General features: G+C 45.9%; 14 protein-coding genes and 1 other annotated feature. Of the genes, 5 read left to right on the top strand and 9 right to left on the bottom strand.

From position 1 onward, the window contains the following. Window positions 1-170: 170 nt before the first annotated feature. The 3 genes from pyrC to pyrR are packed head-to-tail and all read right to left on the bottom strand — an operon-like array spanning window position 171 to window position 2,928. Entirely contained in the window at window positions 171-1,454 is a 1,284-nt protein-coding gene (gene pyrC, locus AC58QC_RS09290; protein ID WP_497414893.1) for a dihydroorotase, read from the bottom strand. 20 nt (window positions 1,455-1,474) lie between these two features. After that, complete coding sequence (locus AC58QC_RS09285; RefSeq protein ID WP_497414892.1) at window positions 1,475-2,374, bottom strand: aspartate carbamoyltransferase catalytic subunit; 900 nt, start codon at window positions 2,372-2,374, stop codon at window positions 1,475-1,477. 5 nt (window positions 2,375-2,379) lie between these two features. Continuing rightward, window positions 2,380-2,928, bottom strand: a complete 549-nt coding sequence (gene pyrR, locus AC58QC_RS09280) for a bifunctional pyr operon transcriptional regulator/uracil phosphoribosyltransferase PyrR (RefSeq protein ID WP_497359621.1) — start codon at window positions 2,926-2,928, stop codon at window positions 2,380-2,382. A gap of 397 nt (window positions 2,929-3,325) precedes the next feature. Here pyrR and AC58QC_RS09275 point away from each other — a divergent pair, with 397 nt between their 5' ends. From AC58QC_RS09275 to AC58QC_RS09260, 4 genes are all read left to right on the top strand, one after another. After that, on the top strand, window positions 3,326-5,050 hold the full coding sequence (locus tag AC58QC_RS09275; protein WP_497414891.1) for an ABC transporter ATP-binding protein: 1,725 nt from the start codon (window positions 3,326-3,328) through the stop codon (window positions 5,048-5,050). Further along, the gene (locus tag AC58QC_RS09270; RefSeq protein WP_497414890.1) at window positions 5,047-6,930 is read left to right on the top strand and encodes an ABC transporter ATP-binding protein; all 1,884 of its coding nucleotides are present in this window, start codon (window positions 5,047-5,049) and stop codon (window positions 6,928-6,930) included. Before AC58QC_RS09275 ends, AC58QC_RS09270 begins: the two co-directional genes overlap by 4 nt. 72 nt (window positions 6,931-7,002) lie before the next feature. Then, window positions 7,003-7,713, top strand: coding sequence for a 2,3,4,5-tetrahydropyridine-2,6-dicarboxylate N-acetyltransferase (dapD, locus tag AC58QC_RS09265; RefSeq protein ID WP_436235911.1), 711 nt, complete (start codon window positions 7,003-7,005; stop codon window positions 7,711-7,713). Between the two features lie 27 nt (window positions 7,714-7,740). Next, on the top strand, window positions 7,741-8,862 hold the full coding sequence (locus AC58QC_RS09260) for an N-acetyldiaminopimelate deacetylase (protein ID WP_497414889.1): 1,122 nt from the start codon (window positions 7,741-7,743) through the stop codon (window positions 8,860-8,862). Between the two features lie 540 nt (window positions 8,863-9,402). Here AC58QC_RS09260 and AC58QC_RS09255 read toward each other — a convergent pair. Genes AC58QC_RS09255 through lspA form a run of 3 tightly spaced genes read right to left on the bottom strand, consistent with a single transcriptional unit; the run spans window position 9,403 to window position 12,035 of the window. After that, window positions 9,403-10,557 (bottom strand): aminotransferase A, encoded by a 1,155-nt coding sequence (locus tag AC58QC_RS09255; RefSeq protein WP_497415165.1) that lies wholly within the window; start codon window positions 10,555-10,557, stop codon window positions 9,403-9,405. A 34-nt stretch (window positions 10,558-10,591) separates the two neighbouring features. Continuing rightward, the gene (locus AC58QC_RS09250; RefSeq protein WP_497414888.1) at window positions 10,592-11,542 is read right to left on the bottom strand and encodes an RluA family pseudouridine synthase; all 951 of its coding nucleotides are present in this window, start codon (window positions 11,540-11,542) and stop codon (window positions 10,592-10,594) included. Next, window positions 11,517-12,035, bottom strand: coding sequence for a signal peptidase II (lspA, locus tag AC58QC_RS09245; RefSeq protein WP_497415164.1), 519 nt, complete (start codon window positions 12,033-12,035; stop codon window positions 11,517-11,519). Before lspA ends, AC58QC_RS09250 begins: the two co-directional genes overlap by 26 nt. A 138-nt stretch (window positions 12,036-12,173) precedes the next feature. On the opposite strand from lspA, the gene AC58QC_RS09240 reads away from it, so the two are divergent. Further along, complete coding sequence (locus AC58QC_RS09240; protein ID WP_497414887.1) at window positions 12,174-12,911, top strand: TraR/DksA C4-type zinc finger protein; 738 nt, start codon at window positions 12,174-12,176, stop codon at window positions 12,909-12,911. A 60-nt stretch (window positions 12,912-12,971) separates the two neighbouring features. Here the strand turns inward: AC58QC_RS09240 and ileS are convergent, their stop codons facing one another. From ileS to AC58QC_RS09225, 3 genes are all read right to left on the bottom strand, one after another. Further along, a complete protein-coding gene (gene ileS, locus AC58QC_RS09235; RefSeq protein ID WP_497414886.1) occupies window positions 12,972-15,740 on the bottom strand; it encodes an isoleucine--tRNA ligase in 2,769 nt (922 codons plus the stop codon). Window positions 15,741-15,805: 65 nt separating this feature from the next. Further along, window positions 15,806-16,053 (bottom strand) — a binding site (T-box leader). 72 nt (window positions 16,054-16,125) lie between these two features. Then, on the bottom strand, window positions 16,126-16,602 hold the full coding sequence (locus AC58QC_RS09230; protein WP_497414885.1) for a DivIVA domain-containing protein: 477 nt from the start codon (window positions 16,600-16,602) through the stop codon (window positions 16,126-16,128). Between the two features lie 151 nt (window positions 16,603-16,753). Further along, window positions 16,754-17,536 carry a YlmH family RNA-binding protein gene (locus AC58QC_RS09225; RefSeq protein WP_497414884.1) on the bottom strand — a complete coding sequence of 261 codons (783 nt, stop codon included), beginning with the start codon at window positions 17,534-17,536 and terminating at the stop codon, window positions 16,754-16,756. Window position 17,537: the final 1 nt, after the last annotated feature.

Raw genomic sequence — 17,537 nt, 5'->3', positions numbered from 1 at the left:
TTCGCTATTGTCAGGCGGCTCTCACGAACCGCAGATGTCATGCTTACGATGTAACGCTTCACGGACTTGCATAAAAATAAATCTTCTTGTATAAATATACACGATTTTTCATTCATCGTATAGATGCTTCTCGTGATTTAGGCTTTAAATCGTAGCCTTTTCCGAACATTTTATGACCAAACGACTCTTCCTGAAGCGATCGTTACAACCGGCCAGCCTTGCAGCTCCCAACCGATGAACGGTGTGTTCTTGCTGCGTGATACGATCTCTTCTTTCGCAACTGCTTTCGTTGTGTCTAGATCAACGATCGTAATGTCTGCCGCGCTTCCTACTTCCAACGTTCCGTATGGAAGACCGAATATGTCGGCTGGCTTTTTGGTCATGCGATCTACTAGGAAGCCAAGTGTCCATTTCCCTGTAAGTACAAATTTCGTATACAGCAAGGAGAATGCTGTTTCGAAGCCGAGGATTCCGAATGGCGCGAGCATCATGCCCTTTGCTTTCTCTTCTTCCGTATGCGGTGCATGGTCAGTTACGATGATGTCGATTGTGCCATCTTCAAGTCCTTCGATGACAGCCTGTACATCACGTGGCGTACGAAGTGGCGGGTTCATCTTCCAGTTCGCGTCCATTCCTGGAATATCTTCTTCGGATAGCACCAGATGATGCGGGCAAACCTCTGCAGTAACTTTGATGCCGAACTGCTTCGCATGACGAATCAAGCGAACCGATTGCTCCGTGCTGACGTGGCATACGTGGTAGTGAACACCCGTCGCTTCAGCTAGCAGCACATCGCGGCCCACATGAATCGCTTCGGATTCGTTCGGGATCCCCTTCAAGCCGTGCTTTTTCGCAAAAGTCCCTTCACTCACCGGCGCTCCAACAACCAACGTGTCGTCCTCACAATGAGCGATGATTGGCATGCCTAGCGATGCTGCAAGTGCCATTGCATCCTTCATCATTTGCGCGCTTTGTACGCCAACACCATCGTCTGTATACCCGATAACGCCAGCTTCTTTCAATGCTGCGAAATCTGTTAACTCACGGCCTAGCTCATTCTTCGTAATCGTTCCGTAAGGAATGACACGTACAACACCTTCTGTTGCTGCTTTATCTAATATGTAATTTACCGTATCAACGGTATCAATAACCGGTCTTGTGTTTGGCATACAAGCAATCGTTGTAAATCCGCCTCTTGCTGCGGAACGAGTTCCAGTTGCGATGTTCTCTTTATGTTCAAAGCCTGGCTCTCTCAAATGCACGTGCATATCAATGAAGCCAGGTGATACAAGCTTGCCAGCAGCGTCAATGACTTCATGACCTGCTGTTTGCGGTGTCTCACCGTTCTCAGCATTTACAACCTGTGCGATCTTATCATTCTCTACCAAAATGTGTTTCTTCGTTTGAACATTATTTACATCAACGGTTAGTCCGTTTAGAATCCAAATTCCCATGCTGTGAAATCCTCCTCAATTTATGATAAAGCTCGTTCGATGACCGCCATACGAATCGGCACGCCGTGAGCGATTTGCGTGAAAATCTTAGATTTCTCATGTTCGACCAGTTCGTCATCGAGCTCAACGTTGCGATTGACTGGAGCTGGATGCATGATGATTGCATGAGGCGCCATGCGGCTTGCGCGCTCTACTGTTAATCCGTATTGCTCGCGGTAGTCTTCAGCAGATTTGATAAGCCCTGTGTCGTGGCGCTCCAACTGTACGCGCAGCATCATAACCACATCGGCCTTCAAAGCTTCCTCGAAGGACACATAGGGTGCGAACTGTGCTAACTCCGGTGCCTGCATGCTAGGGGGAGCACAGAACTGCACTTTCGCTCCTAGGGCGATCAGGCCCCAGAGGTTGGAGCGCGCAACGCGGCTGTGCAGAATGTCTCCGATGATGGAGACGGTCAAACCTTTGATAGCGCCGAACTGCTTGCGCATTGTATAGAAATCAAGCAGAGCTTGCGTTGGATGCTCGTTATTGCCGTCTCCTGCGTTGATGAGCGGGATTTTGATTTTCTCAGCCAGCTCTTGCAGCACACCATTGGGCTTCAGTCGAATCACACCTGCATCAATCCCCATGGATTCAAGCGTGCGAACCGTATCGTAGATGGACTCCCCTTTTTGAACGCTGGACTCCGCTGACGAGAAATTCAGCACATCTGCTCCAAGACGCTTTTGCGCTAGTTCAAAAGAGAACCGAGTTCTTGTACTATTTTCAAAAAATAAGTTCGATACGAATTTTCCTTGGAATTGGTTATTTACTTTGGTAGGGCTCTGTTCCCAATAGGCTGCACGATCAAGAATGCTTGTGATCTCTTCTGCACTAACGCCTTTCAGTCCCAAGAAATGTCTAGTTGTACATGTACTCACGCTACTCACTCCTGTTTCCCCCTCAAAATAATGACTTCATCTTTATCATCAATTTCCGTTAACATCACTTTAATACTTTCACTCTTGGAAGTTGGAACATTTTTCCCCACATAATCAGGCCGAATGGGCAGTTCACGATGCCCTCGATCCACAAGTACAGCCAACTGAATCATTTGCGGTCTCCCCAAATCAATCAGCGCATCCATCGCGGCCCTCACGGTTCTTCCCGTATAGAGCACATCATCGAAGAGGATGATCTTGCGATCCTGGATTTGCAGCTTGCCGCCTTCTTGTACATCCTCAACCGATTTTACTTTTACGCGATCATCGCGATAAGACGTGATGTCAATCTCTCCAACTGGAATCGGTACGCCTTCGATTTCTAGAATCCGTTCTGCTACTCGCTTCGCTAAGTAAATGCCTCGGGTCCGAATACCAATCAAGGTACAATTCTCTACCCCTTTATTCTTTTCCAGTATCTCGTGTGCAATCCGCGTAAGTGCTCTACGAATTCCCATTTCATCAATAATGGTGTGTTCGGCGGTCTCATTCATTGTTTTCGCCTCCTGGCAAAACTATCTTAGTCAGCATTCACATACGCTTTCTGGCAGAAAAACCAAAAAACTCCTTGCCCAATTCATGGCAAGGAGTTACGAGTGCATAAAGAGATAGAGCGGGGCTGCAGGATGCGCACATCCTTAAGCTTACTGAATGCTCGATTCAGTATTACCCGACTTTTCTTATCGTTTTACCTTGCCAGCCTCTCTGGACTGTTTTTAAAGGCACATATGTAATTAAAAGAATTATGCCACTTTCGACATGATAAGTCAATATTTTTTCGTTTCTTTTTTTGAGCAAGTTCGAGACCATGTGTTATAATTTACATATAAACTCTCTTTCTCTACCTATTTATTCCCAATTCTATGCAGGCAAAATGTTAAGGAGGAAACTATGTTCAAATTGTTTCGATTTTTGAAGCCTTACCGAGTTTCAGTGGTTGTCATCATTACGTTAATGCTTCTGCAATCACTAGCTCAACTTTATCTGCCAACTCTTCTTTCTGACATTGTCGATGTCGGTGTTGTGAAAGGGGACGTAAGTTACATTCTCCGATTTGGCGCTTATATGCTCTTAGTCGCTATGGGAGGCATGGCTTGTGTCATGGTAGCGAGTTACTTGCTCGCTAAGACTGCAACCGGTTTCGGGCGAGATTTACGCCGAAAGCTATTCTCGCATGTCGAGAGCTTTTCCTTGAATGAATTTGATAAGCTCGGAACGTCTTCCCTCATCACTAGAACAACGAATGATATCGCACAGGTACAACAATTAGTTGTGATGACACGTATGTTCATCGGCGCTCCAACGATGCTGATCGGCGGAGTCATTATGGCTTCTTATAAGGATGCACATTTGGCAATCGTACTCATCGCGGTTATCCCTATTCTCATTCTCGTTATTGCAGTCATTATGCGTAAAGGACTCCCTTTATTCAAAACCTTGCAAATTAAAATCGATGGTATCAATCTTGTCCTGCGGGAACATTTAACCGGTATTCGTGTCATCCGTGCTTTTAACCGTTCTGGTCATGAGAAGACGAAATTCGAACGTGCGAATCAAGAATTCACGCAAACAGCGATCAAAGTCAATACGATGATGGCTACAATGATGCCCGTCATGATGCTCGTATTCAACCTTGGGATTGTCGTCATTCTTTGGTATGGCGGAATTCGAATTGACGGCAACCAAATGCAAATCGGAGATTTGATGGCTTTCATCCAATATGCCATGCAAATTATGTTTAGCATGTTTATGATGACCATGATTTTCATGATGATTCCACGAGCATCTGCTTCTGCTGTACGTATTAATGAGGTCCTTGCCATTCAATCCAACATACATAGTGCAGACAACGCACAAACACTTCAAGACGACGAAACCGTCGTTGAATTTAATCACGTGACCTTCAGTTATCCAGGTGCAGAGCAGCCAGCTATTCAAGATATTTCTTTCCGTGCTAAACCCGGAGAGGTTACAGCCATTATAGGAGGAACGGGTTCAGGCAAAACGACACTTATAAATTTGTTGCTTCGCTTTTATGATGTTGAGTCCGGCTCCATCACGTTGAATGGTCAGCCTCTACCTTCTCTCTCCCTAGAAAGTGTGCGGAATCAAATCGGGTATGTGCCACAGAAAGCCGTACTTTTCTCAGGTACGGTAGCGGATAATCTTCGATTCGGCAATGATCTAGCGACAGATGCGGAGCTTGCTTCTGCTGCATCTACAGCCCAGGCAGCTGACTTCATCGACGGTATGAAAGATAACTTCCAAGCTACACTCGCCCAAGGCGGAACCAATCTATCTGGTGGTCAGAAGCAACGTCTTGCGATTGGACGGGCACTCGCTCGCAAACCAAGCATTTATGTTTTCGACGACAGCTTCTCCGCTCTTGATTTCAAAACAGATGCCAAGCTTCGCGCTGCACTTAAATCAGAAACATCGCGTACCACCATGATAATCGTCGCACAGCGTGTCAGCACCATTATGGATGCGAACCAAATTATCGTTTTAGATGAAGGACGAATCGCAGGGATCGGTACCCATAGTGAGCTGATGACAACCTGTGAGGTCTATCAAGAAATTGTTGCTTCTCAGCTATCAGAGGAGGAAAGTGCATGAGTGAGAAACCAAAAGAACCGCAACGTCCGTCATCAGTTGGCATAAATCCAGGTCATTTTGGTCGAGGTGGAATGGCCGGCATGGGTATGCCTGTTCAGAAGGCCAAAGACTTCAAAGGCACACTCAAACGTCTGCTAGCGTATATGCAGCCATTTCGCGTATCCATCTTCATCGTCCTGCTAGCCTCCGTCTTGAGCACACTATTCAGCATTGTTAGTCCAAAGCTAATGGGGAATGCCACAACGAAGCTTTATGAAGGCTCCATAGCTAAAATAAAGGGCATCGCAGGTGCCAAAATTGATTTTGATGCCATTTTTCAAATTATTCTTATATTGGCCTTGTTATATATTTTTAGTTCCGTCTTAATGTACATCCAGCAATGGATTATGGTCGGTGTTACACAGCGCATTGTCTTCAATTTACGCCGAGATATCAGTGAGAAGCTTACGCGTGTCCCGCTCTCCTTCTTTGATGCAAGAAGCCATGGCGATACCATGAGCCGTGCAACGAATGATGTGGATACGATCAGTTCGACGTTGCAGCAAAGTTTAACGCAGCTCATAACATCGGTTGTTACTTTAATCGGAATCGTCATCATGATGCTGACCATCTCGCCATTATTAACACTTGCTACCATCGTCACCTTGCCTCTCAGTATTTTAGGAACGAAAATGATCGCTTCCCGCTCCCAGAAATATTTTAAAGGGCAACAACGAACCTTGGGGGAGCTCAACGGACATGTAGAAGAAATGTATACAGGTCATACGATCGTGAAAGCATTTGGCCGGGAACGACAATCTGTCGATAAATTCAATGAGATTAATGATCGTTTGTACCACTCTGGCTGGAAAGCACAATTTATCTCTGGTCTCATCTTTCCATTGATGTCTTTTATCGGGAATATCGGCTATGTGCTTGTCAGTGTCATCGGCGGTATCATGGTTACCCATAATGCGATTAAAATAGGTGACATCCTCGCCTTCATTCAGTACTCAGGTCAATTTGGCATGCCGATCACGCAAGTAGCCAATATTGCGAATGTGATACAGTCAACGATAGCAGCTGCTGAGCGCATTTTCGAATTATTGGATGAGCCTGAAGAGGTTTTGGAAAAGAGCGTGACCGATTCCGTTCCTCAGGTTAAGGGGCATGTTCAGTTTGAAGATGTTTCCTTCGCTTACAAAACAGATACACCTCTTATCGACAATATGAACATCGATGTTAAGCCAGGACAGACCGTAGCGATTGTTGGGCCAACGGGTGCAGGCAAAACAACCATCGTCAATCTGCTCATGCGCTTCTATGAATTACAGCGCGGCCGAATTTCCATCGATGGGGTAGATTCACGCGATATGTCGCGAAGTCATCTTCGTGGACTCTTCGGCATGGTATTGCAGGATACATGGCTTTTCAATGGCACGATCCGCGACAATATTGCTTACGGACGTCAAGGTGCCACAGAGGAAGATATTGTTGAAGCCGCGCGCGCGGCTTACGCAGATCATTTCATACGAACGCTGCCGGATGGGTATGATACGATTTTGAATGAAGAAGCGTCCAATCTATCCCATGGTCAAAAGCAACTGCTAACCATTGCACGTGCGATTCTAGCCGATCCGGCTATCTTAATTCTCGATGAAGCAACGAGCAGTGTAGATACGCGAACGGAAGTTTCAATCCAGCGCGCAATGAATAATTTGATGACGAATCGCACAAGTTTCGTAATTGCTCATCGTTTATCCACGATCCGAGAAGCGGATTTAATTCTTGTGATGAATCAAGGAACCGTCATTGAACAAGGTACGCATGGAGAGTTGCTCGAGCAAGGTGGATTCTATGCGGAATTGTATAATAGTCAATTTGCACAAAAAGCTGTGTGAAACAGGTTGGCTCAAACGCCCCCTTTCTGCTAATATAGGAGAGTCAATCATAAATTTGAAGGAGATGTCACCATGACCGAAATGAATACCCTAGAAATTATCCAGTTTATTAAAGAAAGCAAAAAGAAAACTCCGGTGAAAGTATATGTAAAAGGAAACCTTGAAGGCCTTGAGTTCGGCGAAGGCAGCCAAGCCTTCATCACTGGCGGCAGCGGTGTCGTTTTCGGTGAGTGGAGCGTGCTTCAACCGATTCTAGAAGCTAACAAAGATAAAGTTGTTGATTTCGTAGTTGAAAATGATCGTCGTAACTCCGCTATTCCTATGCTGGATTTGAAACACATCAACGCTCGTATCGAGCCAGGTGCGGTAATTCGCGATAAAGTACATATTGGCGATAACGCGATTATCATGATGGGCGCACTAATCAACATCGGAGCTTCCGTTGGCGATGGTACGATGATCGACATGAACGCTGTTCTTGGCGGACGTGCACAAGTAGGCAAAATGTGTCACATCGGCGCAGGCGCAGTTGTCGCTGGCGTTATCGAGCCACCTTCCGCACAACCTTGTGTGATCGAAGATGACGTTCTTGTTGGGGCTAACGCAGTTATCCTAGAAGGCGTACGCATCGGTAAAGGTTCCGTTGTTGCAGCTGGAGCTATCGTAACGCAAGATGTTGAAGAGTACACAGTTGTAGCAGGTGCACCTGCACGCGTAATCAAAAAAGTAGACGATAAAACAAAGTCCAAAACCGAAATTCTAGCAGACCTACGTACCCTATAAGGTGATCTAGATCTGGAGGATATCGTTATGCTTAGCCCTTTCGTTGAGCTGCGACGTCAGCTTCATCAAATCCCGGAACCGGGGTTCCAAGAGTTCAAAACGCAGCAGCTTCTGCTTGACCAGTTGGCCAAGCTGCCGCAGGATCGTCTCACGATCCGCACATGGCGTACGGGCATTCTGGTCTATATCAAAGGCTTAAACCCAAGCAAGCGCTTCGGCTATCGCGCAGATATGGACGGGCTTCCGATCTCGGAAGAGACCACTCTCCCTTTCCCTTCTCAGCATCCAGGCTATATGCATGCATGCGGGCATGATTTTCACATGTCCATCGGGATCGGGGTTGTGACGCACTTCACAGAAAATCCTATGCAGGATGATCTCGTCGTGCTATTCCAACCGGCTGAAGAAGGTCCTGGAGGCGCATTACCGATGCTAGCTGCAGAGGAATTACAGGATTGGATGCCTGACCAGATGGTCGCGCTCCATATAGCGCCGGAGTATCCGGTCGGTACAATCGCCGTCAGACCTGAAATCTTGTTCGCCAACACATCCGAGCTGTTCATTGATCTGCTTGGTAAAGGCGGTCATGCGGCCTACCCGCATCAAGCCAACGATATGATCATCGCCGCAACGCAGATGGTTGGGCAGCTTCAAACCATCGTATCTCGAAACGTGAATCCGCTGGATTCCGCCGTGATTACGATTGGCAAAATGGAAGCTGGAACGAAGCAGAATATCATCGCGGAGAAGGCCCGCTTAGAAGGCACGATCCGCACGCTTTCTGCTGCTTCTATGGACAAGATCAAAGGACGTATTGAAGCAGTTGCCGCGGGCATTGAAGCTTCCTTCGAATGCCAAGTCACGATTGACTGGGGCTCGAATTATCGCCAAGTGTATAATGATCCAGCATTAACCGTGGAATTCATGGACTGGCTTCGTGGACGTGATAACGTTACGTTGTTCGAGTGCACGGAAGCCATGACTGGCGAAGACTTTGGTTACTTCTTAGAGAAAATCCCCGGTTTTATGTTCTGGTTAGGTGTGGATACACCTCACGGCCTGCATAATGCCAAGCTTGATCCGGATGAGCGTGCCATCGATTTAGCCATCGATACGATTACGGCTTATCTGCGATATAAGTCTAGCTAGATTGAGTAAACCTCCCGATCAACCCCATTTAATGGTGGTTGATCGGGAGGTTTTTGTTTGTTGGATATATGATTATACTCATGTTAATTTCACGCCGCTACACCTCGAAACGATTCAACGATTCAAGTAAACCATTACCTCACCATTCCAACTTTCCTCCATCGATAGTAGCTAGGGTAAATAACTGGATTTTATGTAGCTAATTACGGCAAGATACCATCCAAAACACAAATAACTGGATTTAGTGTAGCTAAATTTGTTCATTTTGTTTGAAACCAGCATTTTCTTTGAAATTAACTGTAGGTTTTCCATCTAGTCTTTAAACTCGGTCTAATTCAAGGAAATTAACTGTATTTTTTCCATTTATTGCTGATACGATTGGCGGTGTAACGGCAAATTCAGAGGTGGAACAGTTGTTTCTGGTTGGGGTTGGGGTTGGGGTTGGCAATAGCTGTTGACGGTTGACTAGTTCATTGTCCTCAAATATCCAAAAAAAAGGAACCAACGCTGATCCAGCAATGGTTCCTTTTGCTTCTGCTTTTATAATTTCCCTACAAACCGCTGAAGTCGATCCAGCGATTGCTCTAGTACATCCTGAGCATAAGCGTATGAAATGCGGATGTACCCTTCTCCATAGGAAGTAAAGGCATCACCTGGCACGACCGCGACATGCTCTTCATGCAGCAGTCTCATCGCAAACTCTTGCGAGGATAAGCCGAACTTCGCAATGGAAGGGAACAAATAGAATGCGCCATCTGGCTTTTCAAGCTCGATGCCCATCGCGATCAATCGATCGTAGACGTAGTCCCTGCGTGCTGAATAAGCCTCACGCATAGGAAGCGCATCGTCAATACCAACCGTTAGCGCTTCTAAGGCGGCATATTGGCTTACCGAGCTAGCGCAGGTCACATTATACTGGTGAACCTTCACCATGTGCTCTGTGAGATACGCAGGAGCCATTGTAAAGCCAACACGCCAGCCTGTCATTGCATGGGATTTGGACAAACCGTTAATCACGATTGTTTTTTCCCGCAGCTTGCCGACTGTTGCAATAGAATGGTGACGAACCCCATAAACCAGCTCGCTGTAAATTTCATCGGATAAAATAAATAGCTCCCGATCCGCCAATAATTCAGCCAAATCAGCAATTTCCTTCTCCGTGAGCACTTGACCAGTCGGATTAGACGGGTAACAGAGTATTACACAACGTGTCTTCTCGGTTAGGTATGGCTCCAAAAGCTCAGCTGTTAATTTCAAGCCATTTTCTCTCGTATCCACATAGACAGGCACACCACCAGCTAACCGAATTAACGGTTCATATCCAGGATAAATCGGAGCTGGAATGATAACCTCAGCCCCTGGCGTCAGAATCGTTCGCAGCGTGATATCCACAGCCTGGCTAGCGCCTGCCGTTACGATAATTTCATCCGCCGCGCGATAAGTCTGTCTATACTTGACCTTTACGAAGTTAGACACAGCTTCACGCAGCTCTAAGAGTCCAGGGTTCTGGGTGTAGACTGTTTTGTTCTGATCCAAAGCCCGTTGACCCGCCTCGATAATATGCCGCGGCGTCGGAAAATCAGGCTGGCCAATAGTTAATGTCAAAGCACCAGGAATCGCGCTGACTAGATTTGAAATTTTGCGAATACCGGAAATTTGAATATCTTTCACTTGCGGGTTAATCAGATGCTCCAACACATGTAGCTCTCCTCTCTCCATTGAACAAGAACTATGTTGTCCGTATCGTTGATATCAGGTTCTCCATATCAGGTGGAATCGGCGCTTCAAACTGCAGCCATTCTCCAGTCCTCGGATGTTTAAATCCTAGAATCGCAGCATGCAGCGCTTGACCGTCCATCAACATGCCTTTGCTCTTACCATACATCGGATCTCCTACTAATGGATGGCCGATGAACTTCATGTGTACGCGAATTTGATGCGTTCTGCCGGTTTCCAGCTTCAACTCGACCAATGTGAAGTCACCGAAACGTTCCATGACAACAAAGTGTGTCACTGCGGTTTTACTGTTTTTCTCCGTAACGGTATACATCTTGCGATCATGAGAATCGCGTCCGATCGGCGCATCGATGGTACCTTGATCATGCTGAATATGTCCGTGTACCAAGGCAATATACTTACGGTTTACGGTATGCGCCTTCAATTGCTCCGCTAGGCTCGCATGAGCCTTATCATTTTTGGCTGACATAATTAAGCCTGACGTATCCTTGTCAATCCGATGCACAATACCTGGGCGCAGTTCGCCATTAATGCCGGATAAGTCTTGGCAGTGGTACATTAACGCATTCACTAAGGTGCCCGAATAATGCCCTGGCGCCGGATGAACAACGAGACCTCTCTGCTTATTAATCACGATGACATCGCTATCCTCATATACCACATTCAATGGAATGTTCTCTGCCGCAAGCTCTACACCTTGTGGTTCGGGGATTTGCAAAGCGATCACATCTTGCACGGATAATTTATAATTGGGCTTTACCGCTTTCCCATTCACCTTAACGTGGCCATCCTTAACCCATTGTTGGACAAGTGTTCGAGAAATATCTTCTTCCAACGCTTCTGTAATAAATTTATCGATCCGTTCGTCCTCAAATTGATTTTCAACTGTCCATTCAATAGGTTCTTGGGACATGGACTCAGGTGAGGTCTGGTTTGTGTTCATGTGTTGCTCCTTTTTTCTCTTTTCGTGACGCTAGCAGCGAATCGATAAATATCAGGATAACCCCGACCACAATGCAAGAATCAGCTACATTGAAAATCGGAAAAATATAATCGACCTCTTTGCCGAAAAAGTTAAAATCGAATGTAAACTGAAAGAAATCTACAACTTCTGCGAATAAGGCGCGGTCTACGAAATTGCCGAGTGCTCCTCCAAAAAGTAAACACAATGCAAAGGGTAACAACACCTTGCCTTCACGAATGGTTCGCTGCATGTACCAAATAATTCCGCACAGAACGACAATGGTTACGATGATGAAAAACCAACGTTGATTTTGTAAAATGCCGAAAGCCGCGCCACGGTTACGATGGGATGTGATCATGAAAAAATCCCCAATGACAGGGCGTTCCTCGCCGAGCGGAACCTTTTTCACAATGATCCATTTCGTAACTTGATCTAGAATGAATGCAAGAAGTGCATACAAGTAATATTTCAAATATTTCATCTAAGTGTACCTCCTACAATGTAAAAGCTTGTACATTCCTATTTTTCAAGGAATTACCTCACTAAAAAAAGCGGTCTATCGGCATCATAAACGGTATGAATGAGCTGTTAGAAGGGAGCTGTATGACCTATGAGCCATTTAACCGATGAGCAATTAAAAACGTTATATGTACAACTGTTGGAGGAAAAGGTTGCACTTGAGAAGCATTTTGCCAGTAATGATCACTTTGGACTCGCTAATTCTTTCTCTGATTCCATAGGCGAGCTCTCCATGTATGATAATCATCCCGGCGATGTCGGGTCCGAAGTTTTTGAACGAGCCAAAGATATATCGCTCAATGAACACGCGGAGATGCATTTACAGCAAGTTAATGAGGCTTTAGCTCGTATGGAAAGTGGCCAATACGGTGTTTGTGTATTTAGCCACCAACCTATACCATATGAACGCCTACAAGCCATTCCCACAACGTTATACAGCATAGAACATGTACCAGATCCCGACCAATCCTTCCGGCGTCCAGTTGAAGAGCAGGTTCTTTACCCGCCTTTCGGTCGAACAAGCTTCGATGAACGAAACGATGAAACAGAATTTGATGGTGAAGATGCATGGCAAATTGTAGAAAGCTGGGGAACCTCAAACTCACCTGCTTTCGCTGAAAGCAATCAAGTCGAAAGCTACAACGACATGTACATCGAAGCCGATGAGCTGGAAGGCTATGTAGAATCTTTCGAAAGCTTTGTAGCCACAGATCTATATGGTGAGCATGTTACAATCGTACGTAGTAAAGCCTATAACGAGTATATGCATAGCGATGAAGGCGATCCATTCCTTGAACCCGAAAGATCTGCCGATTTGGATGACGAGTAAATAGCCTTATTAAAAACAGGACAAACGAGCTTCGCAATTGCGCAAGCTCGTTTGGTTCCTCTACTCGTGATAATGAGCAGTCACAACATCGTTACATCTGACACAGAGTGTTGGATGCTCTTTACTGTGCCCAACCTCAGGCGTCACTATCCAGCAACGTTCACATTTTTCACCGTCTGCAACAGCGATTGCAATGGCTACATCTTTGGACTGAAGAGCACCTTCTGGTACGGTAATACCTAATGGGTGTAGGTTAACAGCGGACACGATGAACAACTGATCCAATTGCTCGAATTGCGTCAACAAAGCAAACATCGCTTCATTTGGATACAAATTCACTGCTGCCCCTAAGGAATTACCAATGACTTTCTCCTTACGCGCTTCTTCTAACGCCTTAAGAACGTCATCCCGCACTTCCAAGAACGAATTCCATTTATTTTCCAATTCCTCGTTATATACATTTGTATCTACTTCTGGCAGCTCCGCAAGCTGAACACTACTCAGTTCAACTCCAGGAATGTACTTCCAAACCTCGTCCGCAGTATGTGGAAGAATCGGTGCGATCAGTTTCGTAATTGCGGTTAACGCCGCATATAATACGGTTTGTGAAGCTTTACGTGCTTGATCCTCAGCCGCATTCGCATAGAGACGATCCTTGATGATATCCAAATAGAAGGAGCTCATTTCAACAGCACAGAAATGGTGGATCGTTTGATACACAACATGGAACTCATAAGCTTCATAAGCTTTGATAACTTTCTCAACCATACGGTTCAGACGAATCAATGCATAGCGATCAAGCTCGGATAAACTTGTATAAGCAACACGATCAGTCGCTGGATTGAATTGACTTAAATTCCCTAATAGGAATCGCATGGTGTTACGAATTTTACGATAAACCTCAGTCGTTTGGTTCAAAATATTGTCCGAAATCCGGTGATCGGATTGATAATCCACGGATGAAACCCATAGACGAAGAATATCAGCGCCTAATTTGCCGCAAACCACATTCGGATCAATCGTGTTGCCAATGGATTTGGACATTTTTCTGCCTTCGCCATCCAGGGTAAAGCCATGACTCAGAATGCCTTTATACGGTGATTTCTCTCTCGTTGCCACACCTGTAATCAGAGATGAGTTGAACCAACCGCGGTACTGGTCAGAACCTTCCAGGTACAAATCCGCAGGCCATTGAAGCTCTGGACGGGACTCAAGAACAGCCACATGACTGGAGCCTGAGTCAAACCATACGTCCATGATGTCTGTTTCTTTACGGAACTCACCATGACCACATTTGGTACAAGTTGTACCATGAGGCAGAAGATCCTTCTCTTCCTTGATAAACCAGGCATTGGAGCCTTCTTGCTCAAATAACTGGGCAACATGCTCAATCGTATGCTCATTTACAAGCGGCTCATTACAGCTGCGGCAATAGAAAATCGGGATCGGAACACCCCATGCCCGCTGTCTGGAAATACACCAGTCTCCACGATCAGCGATCATGTTGTGTAGACGAACTTCGCCCCACTCTGGTGTCCATTTCACTTGCTTGATTTCATCCAACATCTCCTGTCTGAACTTATCGATCGAAGCAAACCATTGCTCCGTTGCACGATAAATTACAGGCTTCTTCGTACGCCAATCGTGCGCGTATTGATGCTGGATATCAGCAGCTTTAAGCAAAAGACCGGACTCTTGCAACTTCTCAATGATCAGCTTGCCGCCTTTTTCATAGAACAAGCCTTCGTAGCCAGGCGCTTCAGCTGTAAAATGACCTTGGTCGTCCACAGGACAAAGTACGCCGATGTTATATCGCTGACCAATCGCAAAGTCATCTTCCCCATGTCCTGGTGCTGTATGAACGCAGCCAGTACCCGCTTCTAGCGTCACGTGCTCGCCAACCATCACGAGGGATTCACGATCATAGAAAGGATGTTGGCATGTTACAAACTCCAACTCACTGCCTTTTACTGTCGATAGTACTTCGTATTCGCTCCAGCCGATTTCTTTGGCAGCCGTTGCGAGAAGTCCTTGTGCCAGCACATATTTCTTCCCATTCGCTTGAACAACTGCATACTCGAACTCAGGGTGAAGTGAAATTCCTAAGTTCGCAGGTAATGTCCATGCTGTCGTTGTCCAAATGACGATGGCTGCATCTTGTGGAAGCTTGCCTTTGCCATCTTTCACAGGGAACGCCACGTAGATGGACGTTGATGTTTTCTCTTTGTACTCAATTTCCGCTTCAGCTAATGCGCTCTCTGAAGAAGGAGACCAGTAAACAGGCTTCAACCCTTTGTACACGAAGCCCTTTTGCACCATCGTACCGAATACACGAATTTGCTGTGCTTCATAGCCCGGCTGCAGCGTGATGTACGGGTTCTTCCAATCACCGCGAATACCTAGACGTTGGAATTGACTCTTCTGCTTCTCAACAGATTGCAACGCGTACTCTTTGCAATATTCACGGAACTCTGGAACCGTCATTTTCTTGCGGTCGACTTTACCACTGTTCGTGATCACCTGCTCGATCGGTAAGCCGTGCGTATCCCAGCCTGGTACGTAAGGCGCGTCGAAGCCTTGAAGTGTTTTGAATCGAACGATAATATCCTTCAGCACTTTATTTAATGCGTGACCGATATGAATATCTCCATTCGCGTAAGGAGGCCCATCGTGTAAAATGAACTTCGTTCTTCCCTTACGACTTTCTTGTACTTTGGCATAAATGTCTTCAGCTTCCCAATGCTCCTGCATTTTGGGTTCGGCTTGAGGCAAATTACCTCTCATCGGAAATTCGGTTTGTAATAGATTTAATGTTTTGCCATAATCCATGTTTACCACTCCATCCCTGCTTCAATCTATAATTGCCTAGAAAAACAAAAAAAGCCTCTCATCCCAAAAGGGACGAGAAACTTAACTCGCGGTACCACCCTCGTTAAAAAGCATCATGAACACACGCCTTATGGCGAATCGAACAGAGCTTCTTCACTCGATCATGTGTAACGGCATGACCCGTTTCTCCCTACTCATTTCAAGAGACGCTCCTGGGGGATATTCGGTACGCTGCAGAGATTAGGCTCACACCAAAACCCTAATTCGCTGACACTGCTCATAACGTCCTACTCGTTCCAGTCATAGCTTTATTGCGATACATTTAACAGGAGTATAACCAATCTGGCAGGCATAGTCAATATGAGAACTGCCTATTGTCCTATACCTACTCTTCCTTATGTTCAAACTGCATACTTTGCCAGCCTTCTGTGTTCAATAATTCAAGTTGAGCTTCAAGCAACGTCCGGAAGCGTGTGCGATAAATGGAAGCTTGTTTCTTGAGTTCTTCAATCTCAAGTGCCACTTTACGAGAGCGCGTCAATGATTCGTTAATAATGCGATCCGCATTTTTCTCCGCTTCCTTCAGGATTAACTGAGCTTCCTTCTTCGAATTGCTTCGGACTTCATCCGCAGCTTCTTGAGCGACGATGATCGTCTTACTCAGCGATTCCTCAATGTGCGTGAAATGATCCAAACGCTCTTGCAAGGCCAAAGTTTGATTCTGCAAATCCTTATTTTCACGAATGAGTGCTTCATAATCCTTGATGACTTGATCTAGGAATTCATTCACTTGATCTTCATCATAACCACGAAACGAACGTGAAAACTCCTTATTATGTATATCTAGCGGTGTTAATGGCATCAGTGCCCCTCCTTAGCGTTTTGCGTAGCAAAACTGACTTCGTAAGCATAAGCTGAACTTGTCTGAAAGCTAGCCTACACCCATGTCTATACAGTTCAGTTCGACAGAAAAATAGCAATTCCTGCAAAGTTCGTGGATAAATTATCCACGATCATGCAAACTTGCCAATCCTCACACGAATTCGACCTTTTTTCGATACGCCTTCCACTTCAAGCACTTTAAATCTACCAAAGCCCTGCAAGGAGATCATATCTCCTTCTTTCAAAGGCTTACTCGGATCTTCTTCCAGCTTCCAGTTCACGCGGCAACGGCCTGCTTGGATGGGTTGCAGCACCTTGGCTCGGCTAAGCCGGAATACATCGCTTACAATACCGTCCATCCGCATGGAGGCAACGGATAAATGCAGCTCATCCAACTGAACTTGCGCTAGCTCAAGCTTATCTAAAGAGAGCAATTCCGTTTGAACATGCACTCTATGTACTTGGGACAAATTCAAATGCAAATAATCGGCCGCATCCTGGGTCACCAGACAATGGCAGCCACCCTCTATAACATGAATATCGCCAATCTTGTCTCGCTTCATGCCGAGTCCAAGAATGGCGCCCATGTAATCTCCGTGTTCTAAGGTTAGAAATTTGCCATCCCCTGAAGAAACCGCTAACACAGCCATCGCCATGTCTTCACCTTCCAAAGTCCGATAATCAGGGGCAATCAAGGCTCGTCTACGCTCTGCTGCCTCATAACCGCCATCGAAACGGCAATGCACATCCGGGTGTCGGTTAACGAGTGAGTTCAAGATAAACGCTTGTCTGGGATCGAGGAAATCGGTTAATTTCACAGCATGCTGTTCAGCAGCTCTCTGGGCCCAATCCCAGGCCTTGTCGACAAAATGATGCTCGTCCGGGTGAAAATGTCCATAGATATCCTTCGTCAAG

It is taken from the genome of Paenibacillus sp. J22P51 (assembly GCF_059692215.1).
Note: the sequence above shows the minus strand (reverse complement) of the source record. Positions and strands in the feature narration are given on the sequence as shown.